Below are 16265 nucleotides of genomic sequence, written 5' to 3' on the forward strand. Positions count from 1 at the left end.
TCTTCCTTCAAGCGTTGTCGATCTGCTTACGGGCAGGGATGACGCTGGCCGTCATAGCCAAGATACGTGCCCGAACCCGGATCGTAGGATCTGTAGCGCTGCGCGCAATAAGCCGACGAGTCACCACCGCTGTCCGGCACCACCGCGACCGACGGTTCGTCATAATAGCTGTCGTCGCCATAGTAGTAGGGATCGTTGTAGTACCCGCCACCGTAGTAGGCGTAGGAGCCGAGCCCGCCGATCGCAGCACCGGCTGCGACGCCCGGCCAGAAACCGCCACCGTGACGACGCCAGCCGCCACCGTGCCAGTTGCCACCGCCGCCGCGCCAGTTGTTACCCGCGACTGCGAGGGGACGGCCGCCGCCACCACTAAACGTGGCTCCTGCGGTCGGACGCATGGCTAGGCCGGCGCTCGGGCGCATGGCTCCGGCTGCGAAATTGCCGCCGCCGCCACCGAACCGCGCGCCGCCAAAGCTGCCGCCGCCCATGCGGGCGCCGCCACCGCCGAAATGGGCGCCGCCACCACCGCCAAAATGACCACCGCCGCCACCGCCGTGGCCGCCACGGCCCTGGGCGAAGCTCGGCGTCGCCAACGGAAGGACCAACGCCACCGCTGCCGCGGCGCTCAAAATTCTCAGACTTTTCATGTTCAAACTCCTTATTCCCTGAAGCAAACCTCTTGAAGGGCCCGCGGTTCCAGGGTTCACGCCGGTGTGCGCGTGTGGCGCAGGTTTCCATGTGGCCGCTGTACCCGGCATGAACGGATCGCGTCCGATTCGCGGCAGGGCTTACGCCGGGGGCACCACATTTTGCGGGGGCACGGCCGCCCGCGCGGAACTGGACATTTCGCCGCCCGGATGGCATCAGGGCCTCACGAAGCAGGGCCCTAGCCGTATGAAACAGTTCTTCCTCAAGTTCTTCACCTGGTGGAGTGGCCAGACCTTTGGCACCCAGCTCTGGACCAAGCGGTACGGCGAGCTGGTCGGCCAGGACGAGCAGGGAAACCGCTATTATCGGACCCGCGGCGGCGCGATCGATCCGACACTCGGCTTCGAGCGGCGCTGGGTCATCTACAACGGCTACGCCGAAGCGAGCCGCATTCCGACGGGTTGGCACGGCTGGATGCATCACGTCGTCGATGTGCCGCCGACTGAAGAGAACTACCAGCCGCGCGAATGGCAAAAGCCGCACCAGCCGAACCCCACCGGCACGCCGAACGCCTATCGGCCCTCCGGCTCGACGCTTGCCAGCGGCAAGCGTCCCAAGGCGACCGGCGACTATCAGCCCTGGACGCCTGGCTAGCTTTCCGATCTCCGTCCGAATCTTGACGTGGGGGTGGATGCACCAGCATCCGCCTCACCTTGCTGTGGGCAACGGGAACAGCGGGGACAGCGCCTGCGCGGGCGTTGCAGCTACGCGAGCGATGCGGCTCAATGGTCCCATCTTACGGAGATGGGAGACCATCGCGTTCGGTTCGGGCAACAGTTCGCGACTGTCCCGAGATGCAGCGGCCGCCGAGGAGGACTCGATCGGGAGATAGGCCCCCGGTCTGGAAGTTCGAAATCGCCCGATGGAATGTGCAGCCGCCGTAAGACAGGAAAGGCCGCTTGGGAAACCGAGCGGCCTTTTTCTTTGATCTGTTGCTCTGCTCGCTTCTCAGAGATGGAGCGTCGGTGAGTTGCCAACTGGCATCATCTCATAGGGCGGCTTCCAGCCCGGCAGTTCGGCGACACGCCGGCGCCAGGCATCAATCGCCGGGAAAGTCGCGGCAAGATCAAAGCCCGTCTCCTCGGTCGGATAGTACAGATAGCCCAACATTGAGAAATCGACGATCGTCGGCCGATCGCCCAGCATGAAGCTGCGGTGGGCGAGGTGTCTGTCGACGATCGAGAAGGCGCTGTCGGTCCGCGCGCGCAAGTAAGCGAGCACAGCGGGGTGGGCGGGCTCCGGCATGAAGCAGCGTTGAAACCGGTGCTGGGCAAAGCTCGCGGTGAACTTGTGGTTGTCGAACAGCAGCCAGCGCGTGGCTTCGAACGTCTCCTCGCGTCTCGGACCGAACACGCCGTGAGTCTCGGCGAGCCACAGCAGGATCGCACCGGACTGGCTCATCTGCCGGCCATCGACCTCGAGGACAGGGACCTCGCCCATGACATTGGTGGCGGCCCGCCAGTCAGGCGTGCGGGTCTCGCCGCCGGCGAAGTCGAGGCCGACCGGCTCCCAGTCGAGCCCGGCGCAGCTGAGGAATAGCGCAACCTTGAACGAATTGCCCGAAGCCCCGATGCAGTGCAGCCGGTATCGCGCCATGGTCAGATCCTCCTGTGCGCACGCGACCGGGAAGCGACCGTGGGTGTTGGGCGCGATCGGGATTGTCGCGACAGGCTCCTGACAGCGTCATGTCAGCAGTGCGGTGCTTCCGGACGATGCTTTGCATTGCCCGGGAAGTGCTGCGCTGCGTTCGGGGCGCGTGAGCAAAGCCTCTGCTCTACACCCGCGCAGCCGCGCGCTTGACCGCCTCGAGGCGGCGGGCCTGGTTTGCGGCGCCGCGCTCTCTCAGCAAGGCCAGCACTTCCGCCGGCGCGGTGTCGGGCGAGCCGGACGTGAACGGCGGGGCGGGGTTGTATTCGATCTGGAGCTGGATCGCTTCCGCCGTGGTGCGGTCGACCAGGATCGACACCAGCGTCAGCGCGAAATCGATCCCGGCGGTGACGCCACCGCCGGTGACGCGGTTGCGGTCGATGCAGACGCGCGTCTTGGTCGGCGTCGCGCCGAACTGGCCGAGCATCTCCATCGCGCTCCAATGGGTGGCGGCGCGGTAGCCCTTGAGCAGGCCGGCAGCGCCGAGCGCCAGCGCCCCCGTGCAGACCGAGGTGACGTACTTGGCGCCTTCGGCCTGCCTGCGCAGGAAATCCAGCACCTCTTCGTCATTGAGCAGGTCGTTGGTGCCGCCGCCGCCGGGCACGCAGATCACGTCGAGCTGCGGACAGTCGGCGAATGTCGTGGTCGGCGTCAGCGTCAGCACGGAATCGCTCGGCACCGGCTCGATCCGTTTCCAGATCAGGTGCAGCTTGGCGCCGGGGACGGAGGAGAACACCTGCAAGGGACCGGTGAAGTCGAGCTGGGTGACGCGCGGAAACACCAAAAGACCGATCTGGAGCGGTGACGACATGGGCAGGTCCTCCAAAGATGAGCTTGACGGACGCAGCCTCTCATGATGCCATTCCGTCCAAAATGGCGTATTTCCCTCACTTTCGGACACAACCATGATCGGCATCCTGATCTTTCCCGATTTCCAGTTGCTCGATGCGGCAGGTCCCATCTCGGTGTTCGAGATCGCGGCGCGCTGCACGGGCAAGACGACCACCGGCATCCGCGTGCTGGCACTGAACGCGGGGCCCGTGCGCAGCTCGTCCGGCGTGGAAATGATGGCGCGTGACTTCAAGTCGGCGAACGCGATCACCACACTGGTCATCGCGGGTGGCGCAGGCGTAACGGACGCCGCGCGCTGCGAGGTCACGCGCGCCTTCGTGCAGCGGCTGGCGCGGCGCGGTGTGCGGGTCGCCAGCGTCTGCTCGGGCGCCTATGTGCTGGCCGAGGCGGGCCTGCTCGACGGGCGCCGCGCCACCACGCATTGGGGCCGCACGCGGGATTTCGTCGCGCGCTATCCCAAGGTGAAGTTCGAGCCGGACCAGATCTTCACGCATGACGGCAATGTGTGGACGTCGGCGGGCATCACCGCGGGTATCGACCTCGCGCTCGCGATGGTCACCGAGGACCATGGCGAGGAGATCGCGCAACAGGCCGCCCGCCAGCTCGTGCTGTATCATCGCCGCAGCGGCGGCCAGTCGCAGTTCTCATCGCTCTTGGAATTGAAGACGCCGAACGGCCGCTTCGGCGCGCTGCTGTCCTGGGCGCGCGAGAACCTCGATGCCCGGCTTACGGTCGAAGATCTCGCCGATCGTGCCGGCATGAGCGCGCGGCATTTTGCCCGCGCCTTTGCCGCCGAGACCGGAACGACGCCGTCGAAGGCGATCGAGCGCTTACGGATCGAGGTTGCGCGCGAGCGCGTGCAGTCCTCGCGCGAGGCGATCGAGCTCGTCGCGGAGGCGACCGGATTTGGCGACCCCGAGCGCATGCGGCGCGCCTTCATCCGCGCCTTCGGCCAGCCGCCCCAGGCGCTGCGGCGCGCGGCGCGGGCGGGCTAGGCAATCTCACCTGGCACTCGAGCGTGGAGGCGAAGATGAGCGGGATGGAGTACAGCAACGAGAACGCGAAACGGCTCCAGAGAATTTATCTCACGGGGGACGTGACCGCCCAGCGCGCGGAGACCATTCGGCAGCTCAATCTGTCTGCCGGCGAGAGCGTGCTCGATATCGGATGTGGTCCTGGCTATCTCTGCGAGAGCATGGCGCAGATCGTTGGGCCTGATGGTGCTGTCGTCGGGATCGATGTGTCGACTGACCTGATCGAGGTCTGCAACCGGCAGAAGGCTTCCGCCTGGATTTCATATGCGATCGGCAACGCCACGGAATTGGGTCAATCCCATGCGTCGTTCGATGTCGTCGTGTGCACGCAGGTTGCCGAGTACGTGCCTGACGTCGACCGCGTCCTCGCAGAGACATTTCGCGTGCTCAAGCCAGGGGGCCGCACGATTTTTGTCGCAACCGACTGGGACGCGGTGGTGTGGCATTCCGAAAGCCCGGAACGTATGGCCGCGGTGATGAAATCATGGGAAGCGCACTGCGCTCACCCGCGTCTCCCGAGGTCGATGGCCCGCAGATTGGTGGATGCACGACTTCACCTGGACGGTGCGTCGGTCTTCCCAATCCTGAATTTGCAGTACGATGACGATAGCTACAGCAAGGGGCTGGCCCAGGGCATTCGGGACTTCGTCGCCCGCAGGAACGACGTTTCAGCCGATGATCTCGAAGCATGGCACAGCGAGTTCGAGCATCTCAGCGGGGCGGGACAATACTTCTTCAGCACCAACCGCTATCTCTTCAGGGCCTCAAAGCCGGCTGCGCCGCCGCTATGACTGCGTCCTCCCTAGGTGAAGTTCGAGGCGGACCAGATCTTCACGCATGACGGCAATGTGGGGACGTCGGCGGGCATCGATCTCGCGCTCGCGATGGTCAACGAGGACCATGGCGAGGAGATCGCCCAACAGGCCGCGCGCCAGCTCGTGCTGTATCATCGGCGCAGCGGCGCAGTTCTCATCGCTCTTGGAATTGAAGACTCCGAACGGCCGGCGCGCTGCTGTCCTGGCTTGCGGCGATTGACCTCAGACGCCTTGGTAAACCAGCCGAACGAAGAACTCCGGCGTAATGATGAACTGGCCCCATTTGGCATCAAAGGCGGCAGTTGGCCTCGCCGAGATCGCTTCTTCGAGCGAGCGTCCTTGGCTCTTGAGTTTCGCCACGTTGTCGCGGATGGTGACCAGCATATCGCGGTAGGACGACAGCTCTTCCCTGTTGCTCACCGGAGTACCGTGGCCGGGAATGACGATGGTCCGCTTCGTTGCGGCCGCCAGGTTCGCTTCCGTGGCCTTGATCATGCCTCCGATGCTTCCGCCGGTCGAATAGTCGATGAAGGGATAAATGCCATTCCAGTAGGTGTCACCGACATGGAGAATGTCCGCCTCGCTGAAATTGACTGATATGTCGCTGTCGGTGTGCGCCGGTCCGTAATATCTGAGCTGAAGCGTCGATCCGTTCAGCTTCAGGATCTTGTCCGTGTCGAAAATGTCGGTCGGAACGGCGGCAAGGGCTGAGGGCGTAAAATTGAAATCCCAATCCTCGACCCTCTGTGTCGACATGAGATGCTTGTGGGTGTTTTCGTGCGCCGTGATCTCGGCTCCCTCTGCGTTTAGCCATGCATTGCCGTCGGCATGGTCGAAGTGCCAATGCGTGTTGATCAGGTGCGTGATCGGATCGCGGCTGAGACTGTTCGCCGCCTCCAAAATGCGCGGCCGTGAGGCCGTGATGCCGGCATCGACGAACACCTTGCCGTCTCGTCCGGTCAGCACCGCGATATTGCCACCGGAGCCCTCGAGGATGCTGACATTGCCGCGAAGCTTGTGGACCTTGATCTTGGTCTTGGCAGCCTCGTCACGGATCAGGTCGACGATGCTGCGCGCCTTGGCATAGGCTGTTGCAGGACTGAACCATCCGCCCGTCGCGGCGAAGCCGGCGGCGGCTGCGCAGCAGAGGCAAGAAACCGCGACGTGAGAGCATGGACTGCTGATTGGCTGACATGGTCATGGCCCTTCCTCCGTTTGGCACGGCGCGCTTGCACCGTCGTGACTACGCTTCACGAACGGGTAGGCCTGGCGGCCCGGGCGGTGAATGCTCCCGCGGATCAGCTTCGTGCCCGAGCGGATCATTTGGATCTGGTGAGACGCTTGAATCGTTCGGCAAAAGCGGCCGTGGATATTCCATCAGCGCCCTGGCGGCGCTGTTGAGGGAGGCCGCGGCTGGTCATCAACCAGAGAGCGCCGGCTTCATTCCGGATTTATTGGCGCACGCCCTGGGTCGTGCTGCTTGCAGCCGCCGCGTCCGCGCGCGCCGTGAAGCGGCGTGCAATCGGCGTCAGCATGTAGGGCGCAAGGTGGATCGGAAATTGCGTCATCGCGAAATAGAGCCAGGTGGTGGGCGGCAGCGCGCCGGCGGTCGCGGCCAGCATCAGGCCCAGATTGCGCTGTGACACCATCAGCCCGAGCGCCAGTGCGCGCTCATAGCCGATGCGGCGGAACAGCAGCGTGGTCACGGCGAGCAACGTGAAATAGATCGCGAAGGACAGAGCCGCCAGGCTGATGGTGAACACCGGCTGCGCCACCAGATCGTTCACAACATCGCCCATGATCGCGGCGGCGAAGATCAGGAGGATGATGATATTGAAGCCGTCGATCGGCTTCCTGTGGCGCTGGATCGCTTTTGCGCCGAACACCCAACGGATGATGGTTGCGGCCAGCAGCGACGCCGCGAGGATGCCGAGCAGCTTCAGGCCGAGCGTCGCCGGCGTGACGCTGAGCATGCCGTCGAGGAACAAGCTTGCGAACAGCGACGCTGTGAAGGGGACCAGCGCGGTGGAGGTCACCAGCGTGACCAGCACGAGCGTGGCATCGAGGCCCATCAGCGCGGCGAGCGCCGGAGACGCCATCATGGGCGAGGCCATGCTCTGGAGCATCAGGGCAACGGAAAGGCCGGGCGAGCGGTCGTTGAGCCCTGCTGCATAGATGATCAGTCCGACGATCAGCGGCACGCCCATCGTAGTCCAGGCGGTTGCGGTCGCAATCAGCGCCGGGCGGCGTAGGTGACCGTACAGCGCCGCGAGATCGACTCGCATGAAGGAGATGCAGAGCAGGACGAGGATCGCTTCGGTGATGTAGGGCCGCAGCAGCGCGCCAAGCGGCGGCACGGCGGCGGCGACGAACACGACCGCCGCGACCCCGCGGGTGCCCTGGCTGCCGAGCCATGTCAGCGCGCGCAGGGGGAGGGCGAAGACGGTTTGAAGAACGAAGGGCATGGGAGGCGTCAGCCCAGCTCCTTCAACCAGGCGCCGATCTCGCGCACCGCGACATTGGCCTGCGGCAGCAGCTTGCCCATCGTGAAGAAGCCGTGGAATTGCCCGGGATAGTGCTTGTACGTGACGGGCACGCCGGCCTGCCTGAGGCGCTCGGCATAGTCGACGCCTTCGTCGCGCAGCGGATCGGCGCCGGCCGTGAGCACATAGGCCGGCGGCAAACCGGCAAGGCTTTTCGCGCGCGCCGGCGAGGCACGCCAGTCCTGGATGTCGGCTGTGCCGTTGAGATAGTGATCGCGGAACCAGCGGATCACCGAATGCGTCAGCAGCACGCTGGTCTCGGGCTCGCTGTGGGAGCCGTGCGTCATGGCGAAATCGGTCGCGGGGTAGATCAGGACCTGGCCCGCGATCTTCGGACCATTGCCGTCGCGTGCGGTGAGTGCGACCACGGCGGCGAGATTGCCGCCGGCGCTGTCGCCGCCGATCGAAAGGCGCGAGGCATCGATGCCGAGCTCGCGCGCATTCGCGGCAATCCATTTCGTGGCGGCGATCGCGTCATCGGCGGCGGCGGGGAACTTGTGCTCGGGCGCGAGGCGGTAATCGACCGAGATCACGATCAGCGCGCCTGAAACGGCGAGCTGGCGGCAGACGACGTCGTGGGAGTCGAGATCGCCGATCACCCAGCCGCCGCCATGGAAGAACACCAGCGTCGGCGACAACCCGTCCTGAAGGCGCGGCTGCTTCGGGACGTAGATGCGGGCCGGGATTTCGCCGTGCGGCGCCGGGATCGCCAGCGCCGCGACGCGCTCCAGTTCCGGCGGCTCGGGGTTGGTGGCGAAGCGGGCCTGCCCGTAATAGGCGCGGGCTTCCGCTGCCGTCAGCGTCTCATAGGCGGGGCGGCCGGCCTCCTGGAACGCCTTGTAGACGGCGGCGGCATCGGGATCGAGCACGACGGGCATGGGAGCGACCTTGGGCTTTCTGTTGTCGTTGGACGTCGTTTCGGGGGCGCTGCCCGCCTCGGCCCTGCGGAGGGGCCGCTCAACTATCCCATCCGGCCGCCGGTCTGGCCAGCGGGCGACGGGCAGGGCAGGGATGCCGCCCTTCCCCCGCCGTATTCGCCGTGTTAACCGGATGGCCTGCGAGCGGCGGTATCCCCTGTAGAATGTCCAGCAAGCCCGATTCGCTGTTGAAGCCGCGCGAGAAGATGGTTCGAACCTTTACCCTTACAAGACTTGCCCTGCCAGGTCTTGCGGCGCTTCTGGCCGCCACCGCATTGACGGTTGCGACGCCCGCGCAGGCGCAGATCGGCACGATCTTCTCCGACCCGCCGCCGCGGCCGCCGGGCGCGATTCCGCGTGGTCAGCCGCAGCCTCAGATCCCCGATGACGACGAAGAGGTCCCCGAGCTGCCGCCGCAGGGCCGCGTGCTGCCGTCGCGCCCGATGGCGCCGCCGCCGGGCCGGCAAGGTAACGTGATGCCGGGGCCGGTCGAGTCCCAGCCCCTGGCGCCGCCGCCGGGCTCAACCGTCGCTCCGCCGAACCAGCCGCCGTCCGTGGCGGTCGCTCCGCCCAATCCGCAAGCCGCCCCGGGTGGGCCCGGTCAGCGCCAGCCCCAGCAGAAGGGCGGGCCGGGCGGCCCTGTCCCGCAGACCCCGGCTAGCCTCCAGCCGGGCGACGAGGTCGTGACCGAGCCGCCGGCCCAGAAGATCGTGAACAAGAAGGCGACCTTCTCCGGCCTCGACAAGATCACCGGGCGCATCATCAATTTCGACGAGGACATCGGCGAGACCGTCCAGTTCGGCGCGCTGCGGGTCAAGACCGACGCCTGCTATACGCGGCCGGCGACGGAAGCCACCAATACCGACGCCTTCGTCGAGGTCGACGAGATCACCTTGCAGGGCGAGGTGAAGCGCATCTTCTCGGGCTGGATGTATGCGGCAAGCCCCGGTCTGCACGGCGTCGAGCATCCGATCTACGACATCTGGCTCACCGACTGCAAAGAGCCGCAGCAGACCATTGCGACCGCGGCGCCTGATCCGGCCGCGGCGAAGCCGCCGGCTGCGCCGCCCGCGCAGAAGAAGGCGGCGCCACCCAAGCAGGCCGTGCAGCAGCGCCCGCCGCAGCCCTTGCCGCCGATCCAGCAGCAGCAGCCCGCGCCGCCACCCCCGCCGCCGCCGGAGCAGCGGCCGGGCCTGTTCGGTATCCCCGGGTTCGGGCGCTAGGCCCCATCACCGATTATGGCCGCGAGGCGACGATGTCGAGCGCGCGCGCGCCCGGGATCGCGTCACCGGCTGACAGCCTCAGGAAATCGCCGGGGTCGCCGGCGAGGGCCTTGTCGAGCAGTGCGGTGTAGCGCCGACGCGAAATCTCGACCGCGCCGAAACTCTTCAAATGATCAGTGACGTATTGCGTGTCGAGCAGCTCGAAGCCGCCATGGATCAGCCGCGCGACCAGGTGCACCAGCGCGACCTTCGAGGCATCGCGCGCGGTGTGAAACATGCTCTCGCCGAAGAAGGCGCGTCCCAGGCTGACGCCGTAGAGCCCGCCGACGAGGTCGTCGCCCTGCCAGGCCTCGACGCTGTGGCAATGGCCGAGCTCGTAGAGGCCGCCATAGAGGTCGCGGATCCGCTTGTTGATCCAGGTGTCCTCGCGCCCCGCCTGCGGCGCGGCGCAGCCGGCGATCGTTGCCTTGAACGCCGTGTTGACGGTGACGCGAAAGGCGTCCGTACGGACGGTGCGCGCGAGCCGCGAGGCCACGCGAAATCCCTCGAGCGGGATCACGCCGCGCAATTCCGGCTCGACCCAGAACAGGGTCGGATCGTCGGCGCTCTCGGCCATCGGAAAAATGCCGCAGGCATAGGCACGCAACAGCACGGCCGGCGTGATTTCAGACGAAGCGGAGTCGCGCGAAGTCATGCCGCAACAATAGCAGGATCGTTGAGGTGTTGCGAAGGGGGCGAGGGTCAGCCTGCGGCGGCGTTGTTGGTCTTGTCGGGGGCCGCGGGCGTGCGGCGGAACCTCAGCATGACGCGAGTTCCGGAATGGGCGGGGTCGCGCTCGACGGTGGCGTCGAGCTTGGTGGCCATCGCCGCGACGATGCGCTGGCCCATGCCGGTCGAGCGTGGATCCGCCTTGACCTTGTCGCCGACGCCGTCGTCGGTGATCGCCAGCAACAGATCCTCGCCCTGCGAGGTCAGCTCGACATGGATGGGGCCGGCGCCGTCGGGATAGGCGTATTTCACCGCGTTCATCACCAGCTCGTTGACGATGATGCCGACGGCGACGGCGCGGTCCGGGTCGATCTCGATCGGCTCGGCCTTCACCGTCAGGCGCGACATCCGGTTGCCTTCGGCCGAGCGCCTGAGATCCTCGAGCAGCGAATCCAGATACTGGTTCAGCACCACGCTCTTCAGGTCCTGCGAAGTGTAGAGCCGGCGGTGCACCTGCGCGACCGCGGCGACGCGGCCCATCGCGTTGGTCAGCGCCGCCTTGACCTCTTCCTGGCCCGCCGAGTTCGCCTGGAGATGCAGCAGCGAAGCGATGATCTGGAGCGAGTTGCCGACGCGGTGATTGACCTCGCGCAGCAGCAGCTCGCGTTCGGCGGCGAGCGCGGCGTAGCGGTCGCGCGATGCGTGGATCTCGGCCTCGGCTTCCTCGCGCGCCTTCTGCAATTCGGCCTGGCGCAGCGCGCCGTCGGCGGCGACGTGGAGCAGGGGGATGAAATCGCCCTTGACGTCCTTGACGAGATAATCGGCCGCGCCCGCCTTCAGCGCGGTGACCGCGATGCTGGAATCCTGCGACGCGGTGACGAACACCACGGGCGGCGCGCCTGGTATCGCCATGATCTGCTCGAGCGTCTCCAGCCCGTCGAGGCCGGGCATGTACTGGTCGAGCGCCACGACGTCGATGCAGCCGTCGGCGCTGTTTTGGGTCCCCGCGCGACGGATACGCTCCAGGCCTTCCTCGCCGCTCGCGGCATGAATGACCTTGTAGCCGCGCCGCGTCAGGCCGCGCTCGACCAGGCGGGCCAAGGCCGCGTCGTCGTCGATGTAGAGCAGTGTAGGCGGGTGCTGGTTCATGAGGCGGCGGGCGGGACCTGGATGACCGAGAAGAACAGGCCGAGCTGCCGGATGGCATTGGCGAAATTCTCGTAGTTCACGGGCTTGGTGATGTAGACGTTGCAGCCGAGTTCGTAGCAGCGCTTGATTTCCTGGCTGTCGTCGGTGGTGGTCAGCACCACCACGGGCGAGGCCTTCAGGTATTTGTTCTCCTTGATCTGCTTCAGGATGTCGATCCCGGTCATGTCGGGGAGATTGAGATCGAGCAGGATCAGGAGCGCATTGCCCTTCTGCACGAGCCCGCTGCCGTCGGAGCCGAACAGGTGCTTCACCGCGTCCGTGCCGTTGGCGAAGGGGATGATCTCGTTGTTGACGCCGGATCGGCGGATGTTGCGCTCGATCAGCCGGGCGTGGCCCTCGTCGTCCTCGATCATGATGATGGTGACGGGTTGAGTCATTGGTCGGCGTTCCGGTTGCTTGCGTTCCAGGTGATGGGCAGCGTGATGGTGAAGGTGCTGCCCGTATTCAGTTCCGATGATACCGACATGGTACCGCCGAGGCGGCGCACAAGTGCGCGCACATGCGCAAGACCGATGCCCTGACCAGGCTTGTCCTGGGTTCCCGCCCGGCGAAACAGGTCGAAAATCCGCTGGTGATCTTTCGGATCGATCCCGCGGCCGTTATCGCTGATCTCGAAGATAGCGTAGCCAAGCTTGGTGCGCCCGCGGATTCTGATCTCGCCGGGGGCGCCGGCCTTGAGATATTTGATGGCGTTGTCGATCAGATTGGAGAAGATCTGCTCCAGCGCAAGGCGGTCGCTGACGAGATCCGGCAGCGGCGCGACATGGATCTCGGCCTGCGCTTCGGCGGACTGATGCGCCAGCGTCGACACGATGGCTTCGATCAACTCGCGGGTGTCGATCTTCTCGGGCACGAATTCGCGCCGGCCCTCGCGGGTGAGGTGGAGGATCGCCGAGATCAGGCGGTCCATCTTGCCGATCGACGATTTGATGAAGCCGAGCGCTTCGGAAAAATCCGTTGAAAGCTGCTTGTCGGGGCCCTCGAGCGTGACCTCGCCGTCAGCTAGCGGCGGGCCATCGGCCGGGACATGGGTAAGGCCACCGATACGGCGGAAAATGTCGCCGCTGAGCTCTTCGAGTTCGCTGGTGAAGCCCATGATGTTGACGAGTGGCGAACGAAGGTCGTGGCTGACGATATAGGCAAAGCGCTGAATCTCGTTGTTGGCCTCGCGCAGGTCTGCCGTGCGTTCATCGACCACGGTCTCGAGGTTGGCGTAGGCGTCGCGCAGGCGCGTCTCGGCCTCGTCGCGGGCCAGCACCGAGCGCCGCACCAGCCAGATCGAGATCAGGGTCAGCAGCACCACGAGGCCCGAACCGATGCCGGTCATCGAGGCCGCCAGCGTCTGGCTGCGGTCGGAATTGGCCGATCGGAGCCGGAACAGACGCTCCTCCTCCTGGATCATGGAGACGGCGACTTTGCTGATCTCGGCCGTGGTGTCGGTGGAGGCGGCCTCGCGGACCTGCGCTATGGCCTTGTCCGGCCGATTCTGGCCGATGAAGTCCAGCTCCTGCTTGAATTGCCCCAGCCGGATTTCGATGGCCGCGCTCAGCTTCTCGATGTTGCCGCGTTGGTCCGGATTATCGCGGGTCAGGCGCGTGAGCTTGTCGAGGGCAGGTATGATCGCTGCCACGGCTTTCTCATGGTCGGCCTTGAAATCCGCCCCTTGGGTCAGGAGATAGCCGCGGGCGGCGCTCTCGGCACGCCGGATTTCCAGCAGCAGGGCGTTGATCTGGTTCTCCGCCTCGATGGTGTGGATCACCCATTTGCTATCGTCTCTGGCCTTGTTGACCAGGTAGACGGAGCCGGCGCTGATCACGGTCAACACCAGAAGACCCGCCGAAAACAGCAGGATCTGCCACATGGAGCGCCGTCGTTGCGCTTCAGTCGTCACGACGGTCTCGCTTCGTCACGTCAACGGAACTCAAAAGGCCCCCTCGGAACTGTCCCCGTCCAGAACGCGATGGGGGCCAAAGGGTTCCATCGGGAGAGAGGGTCACCCCGCGGCCGGTTCCTTACCCGCGAGGTACTGTTCCAGCCAGTGGATGTGATAGTCGCCGTTGATGATGTCGTCCTGGCGCACCAGGTCGCGGAACAGCGGCAGCGTCGTCTCGATGCCCTCGACCACCATCTCGTCCAGCGCCCGGCGCAGCCGCATCAGGCATTCGGCGCGGGTCTTGCCGTGGACGATGAGCTTGCCGACGAGCGAGTCGTAATAGGGCGGGATGGTGTAGCCCTGATAGACCGCGGAATCGATGCGCACGCCGAGCCCGCCGGGCTGGTGATATTGCGTGATGCGGCCTGGCGAGGGACGGAAAGTCTGCGGGTTCTCGGCGTTGATGCGGCACTCGATCGCATGGCCGATGATCTGAATCTCGCTTTGCTTGGCCGGCAGATCACCGCCGGCAGCGATGCGGATCTGCTCCAGCACGAGGTCGATGTCGGTGATGCTCTCGGTGACGGGATGCTCGACCTGGATGCGGGTGTTCATCTCGATGAAGTAGAACTCGCCGTCCTCGAACAGGAATTCGATGGTGCCGACGCCGAGATATTTCATCTCGCGCATCGCCTTGGCGCAGGTTTCGCCGATCTTGGCGCGTGCAGCGGCAGCAAGGACGGGCGAGGGACCTTCCTCCCAGACCTTCTGGTGGCGGCGCTGCAGCGAGCAATCGCGCTCGCCGAGATGGATCGCGCCGCCGCGGCCGTCACCGAGGATCTGGATTTCGATATGACGCGGCTTCTGGAGGTATTTTTCGAGATAGACGGACGCGTCACCGAAGGCGGACTTGGCCTCGTTGGCTGCCGTCGACAGCGCCACCTGGAGGTCGGCCTCGCTCTGCGCGACCTTCATGCCGCGGCCGCCGCCGCCGGCGGCTGCCTTGACCAGCACGGGGAAGCCGATCTTCCTGGCGATCGCCATCGCGTCGTCCTCGGGGCCGACCGCGCCGTCCGAGCCGGGCACCACGGGAATGCCGAGCTTCCTGGCCGTCTTCTTGGCTTCGATCTTGTCGCCCATCAGGCGGATGTGCTCGGCCTTGGGGCCGATGAAATGCAGATTGTGCTCGCCAAGGATCTCGGCGAAGCGCGCGTTCTCGGAGAGGAAGCCGTAGCCGGGATGCACGGCATCGGCGCCGGTGATCTCGCAGGCCGCGAGCAGCGCGGGCACGTTGAGATAGCTGTCCTTGGACGGCGGCGGCCCGATGCAGACGCTCTCGTCCGACAGGCGCACATGCATGGCGTCGGCGTCGGCGGTGGAGTGCACGGCCACGGTCGCGATCCCGAGCTCCTTGCAGGCGCGCAGGATGCGAAGGGCGATCTCGCCGCGATTGGCTATGAGGATCTTGTCGAACATGGTGTCCTTAAGGGACTGGCGCGCGGGAAGCGGCTAGGGCGGCTGACCGCCCACGACCATTACTCAATGATGACGAGCGGCTCGCCGTACTCGACCGGCTGGCCGTCTTCGACCAGGATTTGCGTCACCGTGCCGGCGCGCGGCGAGGGGATCTGGTTCATGGTCTTCATGGCTTCGATGATCAGCAGCGTCTGGCCGACGGAGACCTTGCTGCCGACCTCGATGAACGGCTTGGCGCCGGGCTCCGGCGCCCAATAGGCGGTGCCGACCATCGGCGAGATCACCGCGCCCGGATGCTTCGACAGGTCGGCCGCGGCCGGCGCGGCGGCAACTGCGGCCGCCGGCAGGACGGCGGGACCGGCCGCCATCTGCATCGGCATGGTGGCGGCGACGCTGATGTTGCGGGCGACGCGCAGGCGAAGGCCGGCCCGTTCGATCTCGATCTCGGTGAGGCTGGTCTCATCGAGCAGAAGTGCGAGCTCGCGGACGAGCGCGGAATCCTCGCTGGAAAACTTTACGGCTGCTTTGTCGTCTGGCTGGCGCGCCATGTTCTGATCCGAATGTTCTGTGTGAAGAGGGAGCGTCAGGCTTTGGGCTTGATGCCGAGCTTGGCGGCAAGGCCCTGGATGGCGAGGCGGTAGCCCTCGATGCCGAAACCGCAGAGCGAGGCGAAGGCCGCGCGCGCGGTGTACGAATGGTGACGGAAGCTCTCGCGGGCGTGGATGTTGGTCACGTGCACTTCGACGGTCGGGATCTGCACCGCCAGCAGCGCGTCGTGCAGCGCGATCGAGGTGTGCGAATAACCGCCGGCATTGATGATGATGCCCTTCATCTTGCGGGCATGCGCCTCGTGGATGAAGTCGATCAGTTCGCCTTCGCGGTTGGACTGCCGGCAGTCGGCCTTGAGGCCGTACGCCGCCGCCGCTTCGCGGCACAGCGTTTCGACGTCGGCCAGCGTCGCATGGCCATACTTCTCGGGCTCGCGCGTCCCCAACATGTTGAGGTTCGGCCCGTTGAGAACGAGGATCGTGTCGGTTGCTGGTTCGGCCATTCCAATCCCGCAAGAGGTGCTTCGGCGTGGCGGGGGTTATAGGTAACAAAGCGCCCTAGGGGAAGCCTTGAAGGACCTCCCAGGGGGCTTCAAACAGCTCATCCGGGGTGCAAAAACCTGTGCGGAAGTTACGGAAATTGCTTGTTAACCAGTTCTAATCGTGGCTGCCGGGCGGGATAGGCAGGGGAGGCCGCCCAATAGGCCAAAAG

At 65.6% G+C, this 16265-nt stretch carries 16 protein-coding genes and 2 pseudogenes; 5 read left to right on the forward strand and 13 right to left on the reverse strand.

Going from position 1 to position 16265, the window contains the following annotated elements; translation table 11 throughout:
- Positions 1 to 26: 26 nt before the first annotated feature.
- The gene (locus IVB46_RS40215; protein ID WP_247310862.1) at positions 27 to 647 is read right to left on the reverse strand and encodes a BA14K family protein; all 621 of its coding nucleotides are present in this window, start codon (positions 645 to 647) and stop codon (positions 27 to 29) included.
- Positions 648 to 894: 247 nt separating this feature from the next.
- Between IVB46_RS40215 and IVB46_RS40220 the strand changes: the two genes are divergently transcribed.
- Entirely contained in the window at positions 895 to 1302 is a 408-nt protein-coding gene (locus tag IVB46_RS40220) for an NADH:ubiquinone oxidoreductase subunit NDUFA12 (RefSeq protein WP_028148726.1), read from the forward strand.
- Between the two features lie 354 nt (positions 1303 to 1656).
- Here IVB46_RS40220 and IVB46_RS40225 read toward each other — a convergent pair whose 3' ends face one another.
- Entirely contained in the window at positions 1657 to 2304 is a 648-nt protein-coding gene (locus tag IVB46_RS40225; protein WP_247310860.1) for a glutathione S-transferase, read from the reverse strand.
- A gap of 178 nt (positions 2305 to 2482) precedes the next feature.
- Positions 2483 to 3166, reverse strand: a complete 684-nt coding sequence (locus tag IVB46_RS40230; RefSeq protein WP_247310858.1) for a DJ-1/PfpI family protein — start codon at positions 3164 to 3166, stop codon at positions 2483 to 2485.
- A gap of 94 nt (positions 3167 to 3260) precedes the next feature.
- On the opposite strand from IVB46_RS40230, the gene IVB46_RS40235 reads away from it, so the two are divergent.
- The 3 genes and pseudogenes from IVB46_RS40235 to IVB46_RS40245 form a co-directional block, all read left to right on the forward strand.
- A complete protein-coding gene (locus IVB46_RS40235; protein ID WP_166353085.1) occupies positions 3261 to 4202 on the forward strand; it encodes a GlxA family transcriptional regulator in 942 nt (313 codons plus the stop codon).
- A gap of 35 nt (positions 4203 to 4237) precedes the next feature.
- Complete coding sequence (locus IVB46_RS40240; RefSeq protein ID WP_247310854.1) at positions 4238 to 5032, forward strand: methyltransferase domain-containing protein; 795 nt, start codon at positions 4238 to 4240, stop codon at positions 5030 to 5032.
- 9 nt (positions 5033 to 5041) lie between these two features.
- Positions 5042 to 5264, forward strand: a pseudogene (locus IVB46_RS40245) (GlxA family transcriptional regulator); the annotation flags it as partial.
- Between the two features lie 14 nt (positions 5265 to 5278).
- On the opposite strand, the pseudogene IVB46_RS40250 reads toward IVB46_RS40245, so the two are convergent.
- From IVB46_RS40250 to IVB46_RS40260, 3 genes and pseudogenes are all read right to left on the reverse strand, one after another.
- A pseudogene (locus IVB46_RS40250) lies at positions 5279 to 6257 on the reverse strand (MBL fold metallo-hydrolase).
- 250 nt (positions 6258 to 6507) lie between these two features.
- Positions 6508 to 7521: a Na+-dependent transporter gene (locus IVB46_RS40255; RefSeq protein WP_247310848.1), complete on the reverse strand. Its 1014-nt coding sequence runs from the start codon at positions 7519 to 7521 to the stop codon at positions 6508 to 6510.
- A gap of 8 nt (positions 7522 to 7529) precedes the next feature.
- Positions 7530 to 8477: an alpha/beta hydrolase gene (locus IVB46_RS40260; protein ID WP_247345371.1), complete on the reverse strand. Its 948-nt coding sequence runs from the start codon at positions 8475 to 8477 to the stop codon at positions 7530 to 7532.
- Between the two features lie 203 nt (positions 8478 to 8680).
- On the opposite strand from IVB46_RS40260, the gene IVB46_RS40265 reads away from it, so the two are divergent.
- Positions 8681 to 9739, forward strand: coding sequence for a DUF2155 domain-containing protein (locus IVB46_RS40265; protein WP_247345374.1), 1059 nt, complete (start codon positions 8681 to 8683; stop codon positions 9737 to 9739).
- 13 nt (positions 9740 to 9752) lie between these two features.
- Here IVB46_RS40265 and aat read toward each other — a convergent pair whose 3' ends face one another.
- From aat to aroQ, 7 genes are all read right to left on the reverse strand, one after another.
- Positions 9753 to 10433: a leucyl/phenylalanyl-tRNA--protein transferase gene (gene aat / locus IVB46_RS40270; RefSeq protein WP_135213473.1), complete on the reverse strand. Its 681-nt coding sequence runs from the start codon at positions 10431 to 10433 to the stop codon at positions 9753 to 9755.
- 47 nt (positions 10434 to 10480) lie between these two features.
- Positions 10481 to 11596, reverse strand: a complete 1116-nt coding sequence (locus tag IVB46_RS40275) for a histidine kinase dimerization/phosphoacceptor domain -containing protein (RefSeq protein WP_247310839.1) — start codon at positions 11594 to 11596, stop codon at positions 10481 to 10483.
- Positions 11593 to 12033 carry a response regulator gene (locus IVB46_RS40280; protein ID WP_063983554.1) on the reverse strand — a complete coding sequence of 147 codons (441 nt, stop codon included), beginning with the start codon at positions 12031 to 12033 and terminating at the stop codon, positions 11593 to 11595. The genes IVB46_RS40275 and IVB46_RS40280 overlap by 4 nt, the downstream gene beginning before the upstream one ends.
- Positions 12030 to 13547, reverse strand: coding sequence for an ATP-binding protein (locus tag IVB46_RS40285; protein ID WP_247310836.1), 1518 nt, complete (start codon positions 13545 to 13547; stop codon positions 12030 to 12032). The genes IVB46_RS40280 and IVB46_RS40285 overlap by 4 nt, the downstream gene beginning before the upstream one ends.
- Positions 13548 to 13649: 102 nt before the next feature.
- Positions 13650 to 15005 carry an acetyl-CoA carboxylase biotin carboxylase subunit gene (gene accC / locus IVB46_RS40290; protein WP_247310833.1) on the reverse strand — a complete coding sequence of 452 codons (1356 nt, stop codon included), beginning with the start codon at positions 15003 to 15005 and terminating at the stop codon, positions 13650 to 13652.
- A 59-nt stretch (positions 15006 to 15064) separates the two neighbouring features.
- Positions 15065 to 15553 (reverse strand): acetyl-CoA carboxylase biotin carboxyl carrier protein, encoded by a 489-nt coding sequence (gene accB / locus IVB46_RS40295; protein WP_247310829.1) that lies wholly within the window; start codon positions 15551 to 15553, stop codon positions 15065 to 15067.
- 35 nt (positions 15554 to 15588) lie between these two features.
- On the reverse strand, positions 15589 to 16056 hold the full coding sequence (gene aroQ / locus IVB46_RS40300; RefSeq protein WP_135213477.1) for a type II 3-dehydroquinate dehydratase: 468 nt from the start codon (positions 16054 to 16056) through the stop codon (positions 15589 to 15591).
- Positions 16057 to 16265 lie beyond the last annotated feature (209 nt).

The sequence above is a fragment of the Bradyrhizobium sp. 61 genome (assembly GCF_023073075.1).
Lineage (GTDB): Bacteria > Pseudomonadota > Alphaproteobacteria > Rhizobiales > Xanthobacteraceae > Bradyrhizobium > Bradyrhizobium barranii.